Genomic DNA, 17,596 nt, shown 5'->3' on the forward strand with positions numbered 1-17,596 from the left:
CGGCCTCAGCGGGTGCCGCGGATCACGATGGTCTTGCCGGAAACGTCGATCATCCGTTCTTCTTCCAGCTGCTTCAGCACGCGGCCGACCATCTCACGCGAGCAGCCCACGATGCGGCTGACTTCCTGGCGCGAGATGCGGATCTGGGTGCCATCCGGATGGGTCATGGCATCCGGCTCCTGACACAGGTCGAGCAGGGTGCGCGACACGCGGTTGGTGACATCCATGAAGGCCATGCGGCTGACCTGGCGCGAGGTACGCAGCAGGCGCTGCGTGAGCTGCGAGCCGATGGCGAACAGCAGCTTGGGGCACTCGGCCGCCAGCGGGCCTTCCAGCAGCTGGAACAGGCGCTCGTAGCTGATCTCGGCCATCTCGCAGGCCGTGCGGGTGCGCACCAGGGATTCGCGCTGGGCCTGTTCGACGAAGAGGCCCATCTCGCCGATGAACTGGCCCCGGTTGATATAGGCCAGGATCAGCTCGCGGCCTTCCTCATCCTCGGTGCAGACGGCCAGCGAGCCGTCGACCACGTAATAAAGCGTGTTGGCGGGATCGCCGGGCCGGATGATGGCTGTCTTGCCTGGATAACGGCGCCGGTGGCATGCGTCCAGGAACCGGCTCATGGATGCCGGATCGGGGGCGAAGCTCGTAGGAGCCTGCGACCGTTCGAACGCCTGTTGCAACAGATATTTAAGTTGTGCCACAGCAGATTCCGTTGAGCCTCAATGACATGGCGTCCCCAAGTCCGGGCCGATCGGCCGACGGAAAACCGTCGGGCGTCGCCGACTCGCCATGTCCCCGGGGCGATTATGGCAGACAACGCCCATACGGAATCCACCATTTGGGGCGATGCGGGAAGGCCGTCATCGTGGCGTGTTCAAATCTTCGCCATCTTGCCCCATAATTTCACCCCCCTGGCGTCGGACCCCCTGTCTCACGCCGTTCACAAGGGGCGGGCAGACTGCCCGTTCGTACGTCATTTCATCTTCACTTGCGGGGACCCTAGCTGCTAACCCGCGCCTGCTGCTGGCCGTTTCACCGGCCTCGGAGAGTCGCTGTGGTCAAACCGCTTCCCCGCCTTCGCCTGCAGGGGTTCAACAACCTCACCAAGGCGCTGAGCTTCAACATCTACGACATCTGCTACGCCGTCTCGGAACAGCAGCGTCAGAACTACATCGAATACATCGATGAGCAGTACGACGCCGACCGCCTGACCCAGATCCTCACGGACGTGGCCGAGATCATCGGTGCCAACATCCTGAACATCGCCCGCCAGGACTACGATCCGCAGGGCGCCTCGGTCACCATCCTCATCTCCGAGGAGCCGGTGGTCGAGAAGCTCGGCCGCGACACCATCTCCGGTGCCGTCGTCGCGCACATGGACAAGAGCCACATCACCGTCCACACCTACCCGGAAACGCATCCGCACAACGGCATCGCGACCTTCCGCGCGGACATCGACGTGGCCACCTGCGGCGTGATCTCGCCGCTGAAGGCGCTCAACTACCTGATCGACAGCTTCGAGTCGGACATCGTCATCGCCGACTACCGCGTCCGCGGCTTCACGCGCGACGTGAAGGGCAAGAAGCACTTCATCGACCACAAGATCAACTCGGTGCAGGACTACCTGGCCAAGCACATCCGCCAGAAGTACGAGATGTTCGACGTGAACGTCTACCAGGAAAACATCTTCCACACGAAGATGCACATCAAGGACTTCGACCTCGACACCTACCTGTTCGAGGCTCAGGCCGACGACCTCTCCTTCAAGGAGCGCCAGCGCATCGAATCGCTGCTGCGCCGCGAAATCGAAGAGCTCTTCCACGGTCGCAACCTGATGTAACGAAAAGCCCCGCCAAAGCGGGGCTTTTTTCTGGGTGCTCCCACCGCGACGCCCCACCTGTACGAGCCTCGCCGGTCGCGCGCAGGCGCGCTCCTACAGCAGCGGGCATCGTCGTGAGGGATTACGAGGCATGCTGGCCATCAGATCCGGTAAGCCACCGTCTTCATCACCATCGAAGCCGCATGCATGATCTTCGGGATGGGGAAGGGCAGGTCGATACCTCCACGCGCCTGCGCCGCATCGGCATGGCGGATCTCGTCGGCCTGCATCTGTCGCAGGATCGCGCGTGACCGATCATCCTGCGCGGGCAGGCGTTCAATGTGCTCCGCCAGATGCGCCTCCACCTGATGCTCGGTCTCCACCACGAAGCCCAGGCTGATCGGATCGCCCACGGCCGCCGCTGCAACACCGATGGCATAACTGCCGGCATACCACAGCGGATTGAACAGGCTGGGGCGGCTGTCCAGCTCCTTCAGCCGCTCGGCACACCAAGCCAGGTGATCGGTCTCCTCCTGGGCCGCATGCAGCAGGTGCGCACGCGTCTCCGGTGCGCGCGCCAGGGCAGCCTGCCCGTAATAAAGCGCCTGCGCACAGACCTCACCCACATGGTTGATACGCATCAGTCCGGCCGCATGACGGCGCTCCGCATCGTCCATCGGGGCATCCGGTACAGCATCGCCGGGCGAACGACGACCGGCCTCGGGCGAACCTCCCACGGCCTCCATGGCCCGTTCCAGGCCGGCCAGGAGGCGGTCGAAGGGGGTGAGCGTACGGACGGACATGAAAGGCTCCTGACGAAAGGGACAACACACGTTACAATGCGCGCCTCCCGAAACGGGACAAGGTCACTGCGGCTGCTTGTCGCGCCCGACCTTCCGTCGCCCCGGGGACGCTTGTGAAACGGACCGGTCATCATGTTATGATTGTCGGCCCGCAGCTCACCGGTTAGGTGGGCTTGCACGGTGAGGGAAGTTTCAGCTATTCTCTCCCGTCTTTGCTTTCACCGATTCCGTGTTCCGCCCCTCAAGGCGGCAAACCAGGTATTTTCGAAATGAAAACGTTCAGCGCCAAGCCGGAGAGCGTCAAGCGCGATTGGTTCGTGATCGACGCCACGAACAAGACCCTGGGTCGTCTTTCGACCGAGGTCGCGCGTCGCCTTCGCGGCAAGCACAAGCCGGAGTTCACCCCGCACGTCGATACCGGCGATTACATCGTCGTGATCAACGCCGGCAAGGTCGCCGTCACCGGTGCGAAGCTGGACGACAAGATGTACCACCGCTTCACCGGCTACGTCGGTAACCTGAAGACCACCAGCCTCAAGGATCTTCTGGCCACCTACCCGGAGCGCGTGATCGAGATCGCCGTCAAGGGCATGCTGCCGAAGAACCCGCTGGGCCGTGCGATGTATCGCAAGCTCAAGGTGTACGGCGGTGCCGAGCACCCGCACACCGCGCAGCAGCCGCAGGCGCTGGAAATCTAAGGAACCGACATGGCTACCCAGCAGAATTACGGTACCGGCCGCCGCAAGACCTCCGCCGCCCGCGTGTTCCTCCGCAAGGGCACCGGTGGCATCGTGGTCAACGGCAAGCCGCTCGACATCTTCTTCGGCCGCGAAACCTCGCGCATGATCGTCCGCCAGCCGCTTGAGCTGACCGACAATGTCGAAAAGTTTGATATCATGGTCACCGTCGCCGGTGGCGGCATCACGGGCCAGGCCGGCGCTATTCGCCTCGGCATCGCCCGCGCCCTCGTCGAATACGACGAAGCGCTCAAGTCGCCGCTGCGCAAGGCCGGTTTCATGACCCGCGACGCTCGCGAAGTCGAGCGTAAGAAGGTCGGTCTCCACAAGGCCCGCCGCGCTACGCAGTTCTCGAAGCGCTAATCACGCTTCAAAATTCGGTGCTTCAAGGTCAGAGCGCATCGAATCCCGGTTTATTGGGAGATCGTCTAACGGTAGGACAACGGACTCTGACTCCGTTTATCTAGGTTCGAATCCTAGTCTCCCAGCCAAACGCATCAAGGCCCTGATTATTCAGGGCCTTTTTGTTTTTGGGCTTTTGGTGGTGTGGGTCAACGCCTGGGTCACTCGCTGAGAGACCAATGCGATTTGCAAACTATTTGACCTACTGCCCTTCCGGCTTCGCCTTTCGCCTCATCGTGCCGGCAGACCTCCAGCCCGTCGTCGGCCGTCGAGTCATCAAGAAGGCGCTCCGCACCCATGACCGTGTGATGGCCCAAGCCATCGCCCTAGGCTTGGCGGCGCAGTATGCTTTGACCTTCAGGCAACTTCGCGGCCAACAGGGGGGGGCCGGGATGGCAGGGAAGGCACCGCCTTCAGTGGCGGAACTGGTGCAGGGATTCCTTGATGGCGAACACGAGGTCTATCACCTCGATAGCGTACCCGAGGCTAAACGGCTCAAGGACCTGGAGGCGGAGAACGGCCGCCTGAAGAAGTTGCTGGCCGAGCAGCTTCTGGAGAACGAGGTCATCAAGGACGCTCTGCGAAAAAATGGTGAGCGCACCGGACCGGCGCGAGCTGGTGCGCTATTTGGTTAGCCGGGAACTGAGCGAACGTCGATCGCTGGCGATTGCCGGCATGAGCGCTGGCGCGTACCGCTACGAACCACGACCCGACCGTAACGTGGAGCTCCGTGAGATGATCTGCGCGCTGGCGAATCGCCATAAGTGCTATGGCGTGGGCATGATCTATCTAAAGCTTCGCCAGGCTGGGTATATGGTGAATTACAAGCGAGTCGAGCGCTTGTATCAGGAAGCCAGCCTCCAGGTGAGGCGTCGTAAGCGAAAGAAGGTTCCGTTGGCCGAAAGGCAACCACTGTTTTGTCCGACAGCCGCCAACTAGGTGTGGTCCATCGATTTTGTGTTTGATCGCACCGCCGAAGGCCGCGTTATCAAATGCCTAACGATCGTCGACGACGCGACGCACGAGGCCGTTGCCATCGAAATCGAGCGGGCCATCTCGGGCATAGGAGTGACGCGGGTCATGGACCGCCTAGCCGCCACTCGCGGACTACCGAGGGTGATTCGAAAAGGTGCTAACGATTTGGGGATGGGCTCAAAAGCGCTTGAGCAGCAGGGCGGAGCGTTCATTGAACTGGGGCATGTCTGACTCCTAGTGCACGATGCTGCGGTGGATGTGCAGTGCCTCACGAATGGCTTTCGGTGAGAACGCGTCGATGGTCAGCAGCGGCAGGGTGGCGGGGTAGTCGAGGACGGATTTGGTGACTATGACCTCCGACTCCCCGTTTTCAACAGATGTGGCCTCGACGTGCTGCAGATGCCAGACGTGTTTTTGCGCATCCCATGCAAAGGCATAGGTGGTCCCCCCGCGCGGCAGTTCGTTGAAATAGGTGACCGACGTGGGACTGACCGTCAGGTTGTGGGACAAAGCCATGGGGTCGGCCTGTTTGGCCGACTCGTTGTACCGACAATCGATCACCTCGCCATTTTTGGCCGAGACAGCATACGTCGCACCCGTAGCACTCATCAGCCATAGCTCGCAGGTATTTTGGGTTTTCGGGTCGGGCTGGGCATGACGAACGACGAGGGCGCCGCCAGCACTGCCCGCTCCGAAGGGCTTTGCCGGCTGGAAGGCAAGGACCGTGTCGCCGGCCTCCATCAGGGATTGGATGCTGGCCGGAACGTTGGAAGGGGGCGCGGCGTGGGCCGGGAAGGCAAGGCCAGCGACTAGGGCGCAAGACGTGGCCAGGGACAAAAGGACAGTCCGGCGAAGGGGCCGGGATACGACGAAGAGGGGCATGGAAACTCCTGTAAGTGGCCGGTGGTGACCGAGTGCCGAGCGTATCTGACCACATCTGAGGTTTGCTGAACCGGCAGGTAGGCACAATTTGCCCGATAGCGAAGAGCCCACGTTGGCGTCGGTCCGATTGCAAAGGCCATGAACGCCTTGTCGATGTCGCGCAGGCGCGAACGAGAACTTATGCAAGGGTCTGATGACACAGTAGGAGAAACGGATGCTTGACGAAAACACTGCAAGGGATTTTTACAACGAGGCTGCCTCCCTCTGCCGGGAAACACCCGGTATCCTTTTTCCGGCCTGGTTTCCGATTCTGGGACTTGCCCTCCGCCTTTAGTCGTTCATCACGCTGCTCTCGAGCCGACGCCCCCTCATCTTTAGTACTGGTCCGGTCTTGAGTCCTGATTTACTGTGAGCCCCGCTTAGCACCAGGTGATCAATACGGCTCATACCTACGCTTAGGGGTTGCACGGTCGGAAGGCCGTAGCTCCTTGCAGTTGTACGGCATCGGATTACCGGGTGCGATCTTCCAGCGCGATCGCCCTTTCGACAGTCTGATTCAACAAGCACTGATTGGAATCCAGCATATTGGCCGTGCCTCCGTGAGGATCAGGCGCGCATGCGTTATCACGATGGATGATCCAGCTTCGTTCCTCATCCCGCAGCGCCGTACGTTGCTCCTGCGAGAGGCTGGCACGAAGTTTTTGATAGGCCGCGTTGAGACGCTTGTCCTGATAATCGTGCTCCGCGCCGACGCAGTTGTTCAGTGTCAGCGTCACGCCGTGGGCGGCCTTGACGCAGGCGTAGTAGGTAGAGCGCAATGGCTTATCTACTGGCCTAGGGGATTCCTGCCCGAATGCCGAGATAGCTACGGTCATACCGAAACCGATTCCGATGATCCAGCGAAGCATGTGACTTCCTTTTCAAGCGTGACAGGACGAGTTCTTGGTTGCTGACCAGATCCAGGTTCTTGTGACATAGCTGACCATATACTGGTCAGTTGGCGACTCAGGTGTCAGATCATTCCAGCATCTGATCCAGGGCGATAGTCAGGCGTTTCATTGCTTGCGCATAGTTGGAAGGAGAGCTCGCTTTGGACGGCCCCAACTGATCCAGAAGGGCATGTGCAGCAGCATAAACGGCATCCATGCCATAAATGGTGGCGAGCGTGGTAATCAGTCGGGAGCGGTAACGCGCACCGTCAAAATCTTGGATCGCCAGCGCCACGTCCAAGGCGGCGACCTCCAGCCGCACTTCAGCCATCGGCGGCTCGTGGATGGATGTCATCGCGATTGACCATCAGCAGAGGCGCACCGTGGCGCCACTCGGCTACGCTTGTGCCACACATACCACCACAACAAGGAGTCGTTATGCGTCCTGTCCATCGCCGTATCCTCGCCGCTGTTCTGATGCCTATGTTCGCCGCCGGTGCCCTTGCGGCGACGCCGCCGGTAACTGGGTTAGGTCAATCGTGGCCAAATGGTGCGGATTACAGTGCCAGCCCTCGTTTTCACGCGTATGTGTTCGATAAGCAAGGCGTGCGCTACGTCCAGATCAATGATGGAAACGGTACGGTGCGGGGGGCCGTGGCTTACATCGCCGGCCAAGTCCTGGAGCTTCCGATTGGCGTCGATGCGAATCGCTGGACGATCATCACCACACCTAATGTGCCGTCGACGGGTGAAGCCATTTATCAGGACGACGGAATGACCGTGCGGGCTTCGGCACAGCCCGACGGAACGATGCGAATGATGGTGGCGCCTGGCGATTGCCAAGCACATCCCGAAAATTGCACGAATCGCGGGCCGTAAAGCGACGAACCGCGTTGCCTTCAGAATCGCTTGGCAGGAACCGCGGCCGGTGCGGGCCGCGGGACCCTGGCCCCTATCACTAGTAATCCGGACAACACCATTGCGAGGATGACCTGTGCACGAAGCATGACCGGATCCACAAAGGCCGTGCCGGTCATCGCCAGAGCCACACTGGCCCCAAATCCACCGATCGCAGCCCCGTGCCAGTGATGTCGCCATGCCAGGGCAATGGCTGGCCAACACAGGCCGAATCTAGCGACTTGGCGCACGGTGTCATCGGTGGTCGTCACAGCCAGTCCCACGAGGGCAGCTAACACCGGCATCCACAGCAGCACATCACGAAGCAGAGGGCTATGCCAGAACGCAGCCCAGGTTATTCGAGGAAGTTGCCGTGCGCGTTCAGTCAGCGCGAGGATGATCGGCGTGAGGGTTAGGCCGCCCAGATAGTGGCCCAAGGTATAGGCCCAGAACATCTTTATCAGCGATAGATGTGGCCACGCATCTGGCGTGCGGAGCATGGTGGTCAGTAGCGACGTGCAGATAGCGATTGAGGCGATGAGGGCACACAGCAGAGTGGCACTCAATAGAAGCGGCATGCGGAGTCGGCCGCCGTGATCGTAAAGTGAGTAGCGCAGCCGCAAGGGTTTCATGCAGCCCATGAAAAGCACGACCAAGGGAACCGAAGTCGATACCGCCCATGGGATGCCGAGATCGCTGGCACATAACCACGCATTTTCAATGGTGGGCAGGGCCTCCCCGATAGCCAATGCCGGCCAGTAACGAAGGGGAAGCAGGAACAAACAATCCAGACGCAGACCCGTGGTGGGCGACCAATGCGGATAGGTAAAATGGCGAACTACTTCATACGCGGCTGCATAGGCTGCGGCGATTGCCACGTGCTGTCCCCAGATTGCCCAATGCGTATGACTCGTAATGCGTGACTTCTCCGTGCTTCCCTTCACTCCCATCCCCTAGGTCGTGGTGTTGTCGGTGGTACTTGGTCCTTCACCCCATCTCAAAAGCATGCCACGAATCCAGCCCGAAGTTGGCATGTAATGGGTTTCGTGGCGAGATCCTGCCAAATACGCGTGTTCGGTGCCTTCATCAGGCTGCAACACAGGCATCGACGTCACAACCAGATGATTCGGCGTTCTATCCTTGGGTGTGCGGAGTAAGACGATGGTGCCACTCGGTCGCTTCGTCATGGATCTTCGTACTGGCGAGATCGCATAGCTGCCGGTTCCGTGGCGAATAGTGGTTCCAGGTAAGCCGGGCCATGAAGCCCACTAAAACGAATTTTAATTAGCTCGACCATTATTAAAAAGCACTTTAATAATTCACATTCGGTAAGCGCGAATGTGGAGGCGGGTGATCCAGTTGGATCTGCTTCGACCCTGAAATTCCCGAGCGGCAGTAAGGCCATGGTGCGAAGGCCAGCCCTCAGTGTAGATTGGGCCAGCGATATCTCGGGGTGTGTACAACCACTATCTGGAGTGCCGATGAAGCTTCGCAGGCAAGGAGTAGCCATGCTCGTCCTGGCATGGTCAGGTGTTACGGGCTCGGCTTTTGCTTTCCCCTCGACAACGAACAATCCGGGATACGCGTTGATCCAGTCCCGCCAGACGTTTGAACTGGCGCCGGGGTCGGAGCATTACGTGAAATGGGCTGCCTGGATCAAGCAGCGTAACGAGGCCATGACGAAGGCGGGTGACAAATCACTGGCTTCGGCTGGGGTAGGGCAGATCACGATCACCGTGGAGGCACCGGCCCGGCCGGAGAATGATGAGGTCGGGGTGCTCACCGTGGGCTCGCCGGTTCCCAATGGGCCTCCCCTTGCGTTGTCGGCAAAGGGTGAGGATGGGGAGAAGATACGGATCGTTAATCGCACACCAGACATACGGCAAACGTGGCTATACGAATGGCATCAGGTTGCCGGGGGTAACGATGGCTGGGATAGCATTTCCTATGGGGCGAGCTATTGCGTCACGGCTCACGAAGCAGGGAAGCTCTGCTCGAACAATCTGAATTAGGCGATCCCGACGTTTCGATGGCAACGAGTGCGTTCCGCGCTCGTTGCCCGGTGTGCTCAGTGTCTAGCGGAGGTTACCTCCTCAAGGCTGAAAACACTGTTCCTTTGCCTGCTTCGGCGATGAGCACCGTTTATTTTGACGAGTCGCCCAGCGCTTTGAGCCGGTTAGTTGCATGTTCGTTGGATGGATTCAGCGCAAGAGATTTCCGGTAGCTGGTGATGGCCTTGTCCTTGTCACCGGCGTTTTCATACGCCTCGCCCAGGCTATCGAATGCATTCGCGCTCTTGGGCCATTGCTGCGTGTTGTAGACAAACATGGCGATAGCTTGTGCGTTCCGCTTGGCCGACAGCAGCGAATAACCCCACTGGTTGACCATGGCCTCGGTGAGGTTCATCCCAGGGTAGTTTCGGCGTACTCCCGTCACGACGTTGCCGACGTGCTGGTAGTCGTCCTTTTCTAGTACATCGTGCAAGGCCGTCAGTACGGCGGGTGTGCCGAAGATCTGCTTGAACGCGGCGTCGGCCAGTGCCCTCAGCTGGTTCTGTGCCTGTCCTGATCGATTGGCAAACAGGACGATGCCGTATCCCTTGTCCGGATACATCTCGATATAGCTGGAGAAGCCGAAGGATCCACCCGACGTACGCAGATGTCGGGAGCCGTCGATGGTGCGGTCGAGTATCCAGTTGTAGCCGATGGCCAAGCTTTTGGCGTCGCCCCACGTCGCTTTCTGCGACAGCGCGATGGCCGGGTCTTTCGCGGCTAGCTGACCTGCAAGGAACTTCGCCATGTCGGCGGTGCTGTAACGCAGGCCGCCGGCCGGCATGATGATTTCGCTACGCAGCGGAGGCATCACCGCATGCTTCTCGTCGTAACCGGTTGCCATCGCCGATGTCTGCTCGTCCGTTCCGCGGCGCATGTCCAGCGGCTTTTCCACGTACCGCGAGAGAAGATTGGCGTAGCTGTCCCCGTAGGTTCGTTCCAGGATGAGGCCGAGCAGTTCCGCGGCGACGTTGGAATGACGTGGTTCGGTACCGGGTTTGCGGTCGATCCGGGCCTGTTTCAGGTCGGCCAGGAATTTTTCCGACGTATAACCGTTCCATGAGTCATGAATCCTGCCGGGTATCTTTTCCTGCGGCAGGCCGGCCAGTTCCTTGCTGATGTCGGGCAGGTTATCGGGCAGTGCTGATGTTGTGTTGGCCAGTTGGAGAACGGTAACGGGTGTATCGCCATAGGCCAGTTGCGGATAGCCGGGCGGCAGGTATTTCCGGATATCCGCGTTGGGATCGATTTTCCCTTCCAGCACGGCATGCGCGAGGATCAGCGAGGTGAATACCTTCGTGATGGATGCGATTTCGTAGGCGGTCTGTTCCGTGGGTGCCTGCTGTGATCCACGCACCTTGCTGCCGAAGTTATAGAACCAGGTCTTGCCATCCTTGACCACGGCCAGCGAGAGTCCGTCGGAAAGGTCCGCATCCACGAACTTCCTGCCCAGCGTCTGGAACACGGTGTCCATGGTCGCCGTACTGGCAACGGGACCCGGTGGCGGCGGCGATGCATTCGCCGGAAGCATTCCCATCGCCATAATGGCGGCACATGTCATGACGGCCAGATGTTTCATGATCGTTCTCCCTGATGTCCGATCAAGACTGAAAGCGGCCGGCATGCCGCGAATTACCAGCATGTCGGGGAAGGCGTATCCGGGACGACTGCCGGAAGTAACAAGGGAACCGTTCCCGGATATCGCCCTGATCGGTCCGGGCGGCTGGTTCCACCGTGGTCCGCTGGACTGGCTGGATGCGCGAGAATTTCGGATTGGCCTACGAGCCATACATGCAGCGGACGAAGGCGCTCATGCCGGGCATCCTGTAGGCGCTTGCCCGGAAATGAGCGGGCAGTTCGCCGGGACACGTCAAATCATTTCTCGATGAGACTGATTCGCATTATCATGCGTCCTGGCCTGTCCGTCGTCCTGCCCCGGTTTCATGTCCAACGCCTCCACCCTGACCCATCTTCTCCATCACGAGCGCCCGGCATTGCTGCGGCTCGTGCAGCGCATCCTGGGTGCCGACGGCGGTGCCGAGGACGTGATCCAGTCGATCTGGTTCAAGGCGCGGGGCGTGGACGACACCCCGTTGATCGAGAATCCCCGGGCCTATCTGTATCGCCTGGCGACCAACCTCGCCACGGATTACGGCCGGGAGCGTACACGCCGGGCGCGCCTGCTTGCGGAGAATTACCTGTGGGGACCGGACGAGGTGATCTCCACGGAGGAACAGGTCATGGCGCAGGACGAGCTGCGTCGGGTGCTCGACGCAGCAGGACATCTTCCCGAGCCCACCCGGACGATCTTCCGGCTGCATCGTCTGCACGGCCTGACCCAGGCCGAGGTGGCCCGCCGCCAGGGGATATCGGTGACCACCGTGGAAAATCACATGCGAGCAGCGTTGCAGCGGCTTGCCTGGGCACGGCAGGGGCGCTGATACGAAACCCTTGGGGGAAACGCCGTTGTCGCACGTCTATGATCCATAGGCCGCGATGCGGTCGCGTCCTGTCCACTGCCAGCCCATGAGCCCGCCGATCTCCTTTCCGGAAACGCCGCCCGCCGGATCGCCCGACGTCGTTGCCGACGAGGCGAGGATATGGCTTGTCTGGCTGGCCTCGGATCGCGTGGACGACTCCGGCATGGCGGCCTTCGAAACGTGGCTGGCCCGGCCCGGGCACCGACGCGTCTTCGAACAGGAGCGCGTGCTGTGGCGTAGCTTCGGTCCGCCGCGTGCAGAGATGTCGGCAAAGCCACACGTGCGGAAACCTCGCCGGAGGATCATCGCCTTTGCCGCTGCTGCGATGCTGGCGGCATGGTTCGTCGCGCCGGAAACGTGGTTGCGCTTGCGCGCCGATTACCGCAGCGGTCACGGCATCGCATCGGTGATGTTGCCCGATGGCAGTCGGGCGGTGCTCGATGCCGGGAGTGCCATTGCCGTGCATTACGACGGCAATGCAAGGCGCATTGTGTTGCTGAGCGGTCGTGCCTGGTTCGAGGTTGCACCCGATGTGTTGCGTCGCTTCAGCGTCGATGCCGCTGGTGGCGTGGTGGAAGACATCTCCACCGCCTTTGTCGTGTCACGGGATGCCGATCATGTTGAAGCGGTGGTAGGACAGGGGCGCGTGCGTGTCTCAGCCCACAAGGGCGATGACTGGATCTCCCTGGAAACGGGACAGGGCGTGAGCTACGGGCCATCGTCGCCATTGCAGCGGCTTGGGGACGTACCTGCCGATCGTGTCGGTGCATGGCGCCAGGGCGAGCTGTTTCTCGATGGCACCAGCGTGGCCGACGCCATCGACCGTATCGGCCGCTATCGACAGGGACCGATCTTCATCCGTGGCGATATCTCGAAGCTGGCACGGGTGAACGTGGCTTTCCGTATCGATCATCCGGAACAGGCACTGGATGTGCTCGCCGCCACGGCGGGCCTCACCGTGACGCGTCTGCCGCTGGGCATCGCCGTCGTCAGCGTGGCATCGCGCACGCACTGACTGGACATGGGCTTGGGGGAATCCGTTTCCCGTTCGTCTAAGGCTTTGAAGGTACCCGCCGCCGCCAGTGCTTTCGACGTGCCCGCGTGCATCGCGGGTGGTGACGTTCCTTCGACAGGGTTTTTCCATGTTCACTCCGCTTCGCCCGGACCGCTTGCCGCGTCCGTCGTTCCTTTGTCTCGCGTTGGCTGCCGTGCTTGCGGGTGCTGGCTACCCGGTCAGCGTGTACGCCGCGCCGGCGGCGGCTGCAACCTCGCAGCATTTCGATATCCCCGCACAACCGCTGGCCGACGCGCTGCGCAGCTGGATGCGCCAGTCGGGCCAGCAGGTGGCCTATCCCGCCACGCTTGCCGAAGGTGTCACGTCCAGCGCCGTTCGCGGCGAACTTGATGCAACGACGGCACTTGCGCGCATGCTGAAGGGCAGCGGCCTTGTTGTCCGCCAGGTCGGCGAGGGCGCCGTCACGCTGGAAAAAGCGGCCAAGGGCGAGGACGGCGTCGTCGTGACCGATATGCTCAGCGTATCCGGTGGCGCGAAGGGCGGCGATGGCGGAAATACTGCACGCACACTGGCACCGTATCGCAACGCGGGATCCAGCGCCTACATCGACCGCACCACGATCGAACGCTTCCGCGGCACGTCGACGGCCGACATCGTCAAGGGTGTAGCCGGTGTCACGGCGGGCGATCCGCGCGTAGGCAATGCGCTGGACGTGAACATCCGTGGCATCCAGGGCCAGGGCCGTGTCCCGGTCATCATCGATGGCGGCCAGTCCACGATGGACACCTACCGGGGTTACGCAGGCCAGTCGCAGCGCACCTACCTCGATCCGGACCTCATTTCCAATATCACCATCACGAAGGGACCCAGTCTCCAGGCCAATGCCTCGGGTGGCATCGGCGGTGTAGTCGAGATGGAAACGCTGAATGTTGCCGATGTATTGAGGGACGGCCACGATACGGGTTTTCGCCTGCGTACGGGCATTGCTAACAACAGCGCCAACAACCTGCCGGCCTACAGCGCCATGCCGCGCACCGATCGCAATGCCACCGGCAATCAGTTCGCCAATCTTGCCGTTGCCGGGCGCTGGAACAGCGTCGACCTGCTCGCAGCCTATGCGTGGCGCGACACGGGAAACTACTTCTCCGGCAAGCATGGGTATGACGACTTTCCGCAGAAGCCGCGCACGCTGGCCACGTTGAATCCACCGAAAACGGAAGTCTTCAATACCTCCTCCCGTTCGGAATCGACGCTGCTCAAGGGCACCTGGCGCATCGACGACGAGCAGACCCTTGAAGCAGGCTATCGCCACTACAAGGGATCGGCCGGCGAAATCATGGCCTCGCAGATCATCCGGGTGAATCGCGACCGCGTTCCGCAATGGGACCCGGGCCATATCGACATGGACAGCTATAACCTGCGTTATCGCTTCAAGCCGGAGAGCCCCCTCGTCGATCTTCGTGCCAACCTCTGGTACACCGATGCCGACAGCCTGATGTACAACGGACTCACGGGCATCACGCCGTGGTACTTCGATCGTCGTACCGAATGGTATGACGGCCCGTCGTTCAATACCGATCCGGGCTACAAGTCGGCCTATCGCAATGCCCAGCACCAGCGTCGCTTTGGACTTGACGTGACCAATACCTCGCGGCTGGAATCCGCCGCTGGCGTGTTCACCATGGACTATGGTGTGGCCTATACCGATGAGGACGTGGGGCCCGGTGAACATTCCCCGGTCATGCATGACGACCTCGTCAACAACCGCTTCCTGCGTAACGCCTATCGCAAGGAGTACAGCGCGGTGGCCTCGGTGAAATGGGAGCCGGATGATCACTGGGAAGTGCTGGTGGGTGGTCGCTGGAGCCAGATGGACGTGCATGACCGCAACAGCCTCGCCACGCCGGATCAGTACGGCGTCATTGGCAAGTACCGCTACACCGAGCTGCTCAGTGGTGATCCGTCCAGGCCCCTGCGTGGCAAGCGCATTGCATTATTGAACTGGTATCCGGATGCCAATGGCAACTTCACGGAGGAATCACTGCGTGCCTCTCCCTACAAGCAGGGCACCGTGGGCGATATTGCGGGTTGGAACTTCTACAGCGCTGGCAAGCCCCAGGACCTGAGCGTGCCGGTCAGCTGGACCTGGTCGCAGAAGATCCATCGTCGCGACACCGCGCTTACACCGACGGCAAGCGTGACCTATCACTTCGATGGCGACTCGATGGTGTACGCCCGGTACGCCGAAGGCTTGAAGCTGCCGAGCCTGTTCGAGACCACGTTAGGGCTTTTCACGGCGGCCAAGCCCACGGGTGAGCTGAAGCCCGAACGGGCGCATACCTGGGAGGCAGGCGCCGGAACGGTCAAACGTGACGTGTTCACCGGCAACGATCGCCTTGCGCTCAAGATGGCCTATTTCAACACCCGTATCGATGACCTGATCACCCGTGACTACCGCACGCTGTCGGCCGGCCTGATCCGCAACGTGGATCGCTTCAAGGTGTCGGGTCTTGAATTCCAGTCAAACTACGACAGTGGCAAGGTCTTCGCCGATCTTTCCGCACACTATTACTTCAAGGCAAAGACCTGCGCGCCGGATATCGCCGCCGAGCGTCGATCCTACGGTGCGAAATGGGGCATCGACGAGCTGCTGGGCACCCCCAACTGCGTGGACGGTGGTTTCGAAGGCTCGTACAGCAACACGCAGAACCCTCCGCGCTACAACGTGAACCTTACACTGGGATCACGGCTGCTCGACCAGCGGCTTACCTTTGGCACACGTGTCGTGCATAACGCAGGGCCCATCAGCAAGCTGGACAAGGAATGGAACGTCGGTCTTTCGGCCATCCAGCAGCTGTATCGCTCGGCGACCATCGTCGATCTCTTCGCCAGCTATGCGTTCAACGACCAGGTTGCCGTGGACCTGAACCTCGACAACGCTACGGACCGCTACTACCTGGACCCGCTGGCCCTGGGTGTCATGCCCGCCCCCGGTCGTACGGCCCGGCTTGCCGTCACCTGGCGATACTGAGAAGGAGGGGGGCCGGCATCTGGCGGGCAGGCTACGTCCGCCTGCGCTGCCGGGCCATTCGACCCGCTGCGTGACGCACCGGCCCGGCCTCGGCTAGCATCGCCGGCTATACCGAGGCCGTATCCGTATGGAACTTCATTCCGGCGCCCGCGTCATCGCGGTGCAGCGCTACCGCATCCGCACGCTGGCCATTCACCAGCATTTTTTCGTGGCCGTCATACTCGGGCGCAAGGGCCTGTATACGGACGCGGAAAGCATCGAGGCCCTGCCTTCGGAAGGGCTCCTGGTGGCGCGAGGCACGCAGTGGGACGTGGTCAACGACCCCGCCGGGCAGCATTGTTATGAAACCATCGCGCTCACGCCAGGTGACGATATCCTGCGGGAGTTCGACAAACTGCCGGTCGCGGCGGGCACCGTCCCGGTCACGTCGGCCCATCGCCTGCGTGTGGACGATGAACTGATGGATGCCATGCGCCGCACGCTGCCAATCTCGGAGGCCCGCCCCCTTTCCGACGCGCTGCTCAAGCACCGGATCATGGAAGTGCTGATCCTGCTGGCCGAGCGCGGCTGGCGCTTCGTGCCCGGCGAGGCGCTCGACTGGCCTGATCGCGTGCGGCGGTTGGTAGCCCAGCGCCCGCATGGCGAGTGGAACGTAGCGGCACTGGCGGCGTCCTTTCATGTCAGCGAATCGACATTGCGGCGGCGCCTGGAATCCAGCGACGTCACCCTGGCCGCCCTCGTGCGCGAGGTGCGTCTCGAAAGCGCCCTGGGCATGTTGCAGACCACGGCCTTGCCGGTCAGCGAAGTGGCGCGGCGTTGCGGATGGGATTCGCATAGCCGGTTCTCGGCGGCCTTCCATCAGCGCTGGGGCGTGGCGCCTTCGGTGGTGCGCTCACGTCTGAAAGAAACCGCACAGCCGTTGACGGAAAACGGCTAATCCAAGCGCGCGTCGCTCGCGATCATGTGCCCACGATTCCACTGATCGAGGGCACTCCCATGTCATTTATCCGTACGTTCGGCGCGCTGGCCTGCTTCGTCATTGCACCCGTCACTTCCGCCGCCGAGTTCGCGCTATCCAGCACATCGCTCACGGATGGCGGCACGCTCAAGGTCGCACAGGTCTTCAACGGTTTCGGTTGCGAAGGCGGCAATCGCTCGCCTGCGCTGTCATGGAAGGGCGAGCCGGCCGGCACGCGCAGCTTTGCCGTCACCGTCTACGATCCAGATGCACCGACCGGTTCCGGCTGGTGGCACTGGGTCGCGATCGATCTTCCCGCAGGCACGCATGCGCTCGCCGAAGGTGTGGGCGATGCCAGCGGCAACGCGTTGCCCAAAGGCACGGTACAGGGACGCACGGACTACGGCACCCCCGGCTTCGGCGGCGCCTGCCCGCCGGTGGGCGACAAGCCGCACCGCTACATCGTCACCGTCTACGCACTGAAAGTGCCGCGCCTGGATGTGCCTAAAGACGCCTCGGCCGCCATGATCGGCTACATGATCCACGGCAACGCACTAGGCAGCGCCTCGATCCAGGCCACCTACGGTCGCTGACCCACCCTGTAGGAGCGGACCTCG

General features: G+C 61.4%; 18 protein-coding genes, 1 tRNA gene and 2 pseudogenes. 14 read left to right on the forward strand and 7 right to left on the reverse strand.

The window, feature by feature from the left end; genetic code table 11:
- Positions 1 to 5: 5 nt before the first annotated feature.
- Positions 6 to 701 carry a cAMP-activated global transcriptional regulator CRP gene (crp, locus tag KR767_RS09340; RefSeq protein WP_166950540.1) on the reverse strand — a complete coding sequence of 232 codons (696 nt, stop codon included), beginning with the start codon at positions 699 to 701 and terminating at the stop codon, positions 6 to 8.
- A gap of 353 nt (positions 702 to 1,054) precedes the next feature.
- Between crp and speD the strand changes: the two genes are divergently transcribed.
- Positions 1,055 to 1,840, forward strand: a complete 786-nt coding sequence (speD, locus tag KR767_RS09345; RefSeq protein ID WP_036109987.1) for an adenosylmethionine decarboxylase — start codon at positions 1,055 to 1,057, stop codon at positions 1,838 to 1,840.
- A 140-nt stretch (positions 1,841 to 1,980) separates the two neighbouring features.
- Here speD and coq7 read toward each other — a convergent pair whose 3' ends face one another.
- Positions 1,981 to 2,622: a 2-polyprenyl-3-methyl-6-methoxy-1,4-benzoquinone monooxygenase gene (gene coq7 / locus KR767_RS09350; RefSeq protein ID WP_250878919.1), complete on the reverse strand. Its 642-nt coding sequence runs from the start codon at positions 2,620 to 2,622 to the stop codon at positions 1,981 to 1,983.
- 269 nt (positions 2,623 to 2,891) lie between these two features.
- Here coq7 and rplM point away from each other — a divergent pair, with 269 nt between their 5' ends.
- The 5 genes and pseudogenes from rplM to KR767_RS09370 all read left to right on the forward strand — a co-directional run.
- Positions 2,892 to 3,320 carry a 50S ribosomal protein L13 gene (gene rplM / locus KR767_RS09355; protein ID WP_144916172.1) on the forward strand — a complete coding sequence of 143 codons (429 nt, stop codon included), beginning with the start codon at positions 2,892 to 2,894 and terminating at the stop codon, positions 3,318 to 3,320.
- A gap of 9 nt (positions 3,321 to 3,329) precedes the next feature.
- Entirely contained in the window at positions 3,330 to 3,722 is a 393-nt protein-coding gene (gene rpsI / locus KR767_RS09360; RefSeq protein ID WP_166950536.1) for a 30S ribosomal protein S9, read from the forward strand.
- 54 nt (positions 3,723 to 3,776) lie between these two features.
- Positions 3,777 to 3,850: transfer RNA gene (locus KR767_RS09365), tRNA-Gln, on the forward strand.
- Positions 3,851 to 3,940: 90 nt separating this feature from the next.
- Positions 3,941 to 4,072, forward strand: a pseudogene (locus KR767_RS21390) (DUF6538 domain-containing protein); the annotation flags it as partial.
- A gap of 162 nt (positions 4,073 to 4,234) precedes the next feature.
- Positions 4,235 to 4,886, forward strand: a pseudogene (locus KR767_RS09370) (IS3 family transposase); the annotation flags it as partial.
- An 84-nt stretch (positions 4,887 to 4,970) separates the two neighbouring features.
- Here the strand turns inward: KR767_RS09370 and KR767_RS09375 are convergent.
- The 3 genes from KR767_RS09375 to KR767_RS09385 all read right to left on the reverse strand — a co-directional run bounded on the left by KR767_RS09375 (position 4,971) and on the right by KR767_RS09385 (position 6,902).
- Positions 4,971 to 5,618, reverse strand: a complete 648-nt coding sequence (locus KR767_RS09375; protein WP_166950534.1) for a hypothetical protein — start codon at positions 5,616 to 5,618, stop codon at positions 4,971 to 4,973.
- A 509-nt stretch (positions 5,619 to 6,127) separates the two neighbouring features.
- On the reverse strand, positions 6,128 to 6,526 hold the full coding sequence (locus tag KR767_RS09380; RefSeq protein ID WP_250878920.1) for a lysozyme inhibitor LprI family protein: 399 nt from the start codon (positions 6,524 to 6,526) through the stop codon (positions 6,128 to 6,130).
- 109 nt (positions 6,527 to 6,635) lie between these two features.
- Positions 6,636 to 6,902, reverse strand: a complete 267-nt coding sequence (locus KR767_RS09385) for a hypothetical protein (protein WP_250878921.1) — start codon at positions 6,900 to 6,902, stop codon at positions 6,636 to 6,638.
- A gap of 83 nt (positions 6,903 to 6,985) precedes the next feature.
- On the opposite strand from KR767_RS09385, the gene KR767_RS09390 reads away from it, so the two are divergent.
- On the forward strand, positions 6,986 to 7,426 hold the full coding sequence (locus KR767_RS09390; RefSeq protein ID WP_166950528.1) for a hypothetical protein: 441 nt from the start codon (positions 6,986 to 6,988) through the stop codon (positions 7,424 to 7,426).
- A 20-nt stretch (positions 7,427 to 7,446) separates the two neighbouring features.
- Here the strand turns inward: KR767_RS09390 and KR767_RS09395 are convergent, their stop codons facing one another.
- A complete protein-coding gene (locus KR767_RS09395) occupies positions 7,447 to 8,322 on the reverse strand; it encodes an MASE1 domain-containing protein (RefSeq protein WP_250878922.1) in 876 nt (291 codons plus the stop codon).
- 630 nt (positions 8,323 to 8,952) lie between these two features.
- Between KR767_RS09395 and KR767_RS09400 the strand changes: the two genes are divergently transcribed.
- Positions 8,953 to 9,456: a hypothetical protein gene (locus tag KR767_RS09400; protein WP_250878923.1), complete on the forward strand. Its 504-nt coding sequence runs from the start codon at positions 8,953 to 8,955 to the stop codon at positions 9,454 to 9,456.
- Positions 9,457 to 9,586: 130 nt separating this feature from the next.
- Here KR767_RS09400 and KR767_RS09405 read toward each other — a convergent pair whose 3' ends face one another.
- On the reverse strand, positions 9,587 to 10,969 hold the full coding sequence (locus KR767_RS09405) for a serine hydrolase (RefSeq protein WP_250878924.1): 1,383 nt from the start codon (positions 10,967 to 10,969) through the stop codon (positions 9,587 to 9,589).
- Here KR767_RS09405 and KR767_RS09410 point away from each other — a divergent pair.
- From KR767_RS09410 to KR767_RS09435, 6 genes are all read left to right on the forward strand, one after another.
- Positions 10,968 to 11,384 (forward strand): hypothetical protein, encoded by a 417-nt coding sequence (locus KR767_RS09410; protein WP_250878925.1) that lies wholly within the window; start codon positions 10,968 to 10,970, stop codon positions 11,382 to 11,384. The two genes, KR767_RS09405 and KR767_RS09410, sit on opposite strands and share 2 nt — an antisense overlap.
- A gap of 54 nt (positions 11,385 to 11,438) precedes the next feature.
- Complete coding sequence (locus KR767_RS09415; protein ID WP_250878926.1) at positions 11,439 to 11,936, forward strand: RNA polymerase sigma factor; 498 nt, start codon at positions 11,439 to 11,441, stop codon at positions 11,934 to 11,936.
- Between the two features lie 85 nt (positions 11,937 to 12,021).
- Positions 12,022 to 12,990 carry a FecR family protein gene (locus KR767_RS09420; protein WP_250878927.1) on the forward strand — a complete coding sequence of 323 codons (969 nt, stop codon included), beginning with the start codon at positions 12,022 to 12,024 and terminating at the stop codon, positions 12,988 to 12,990.
- Positions 12,991 to 13,117: 127 nt separating this feature from the next.
- On the forward strand, positions 13,118 to 16,021 hold the full coding sequence (locus KR767_RS09425; RefSeq protein ID WP_250878928.1) for a TonB-dependent receptor: 2,904 nt from the start codon (positions 13,118 to 13,120) through the stop codon (positions 16,019 to 16,021).
- Positions 16,022 to 16,148: 127 nt separating this feature from the next.
- Positions 16,149 to 16,958 (forward strand): helix-turn-helix transcriptional regulator, encoded by an 810-nt coding sequence (locus KR767_RS09430; protein WP_166950512.1) that lies wholly within the window; start codon positions 16,149 to 16,151, stop codon positions 16,956 to 16,958.
- Positions 16,959 to 17,017: 59 nt separating this feature from the next.
- Positions 17,018 to 17,572 carry a YbhB/YbcL family Raf kinase inhibitor-like protein gene (locus KR767_RS09435; RefSeq protein ID WP_250878929.1) on the forward strand — a complete coding sequence of 185 codons (555 nt, stop codon included), beginning with the start codon at positions 17,018 to 17,020 and terminating at the stop codon, positions 17,570 to 17,572.
- Positions 17,573 to 17,596: the final 24 nt, after the last annotated feature.

This window comes from Luteibacter anthropi (genome assembly GCF_023699965.1).
GTDB classification, from domain to species: domain Bacteria; phylum Pseudomonadota; class Gammaproteobacteria; order Xanthomonadales; family Rhodanobacteraceae; genus Luteibacter; species Luteibacter anthropi.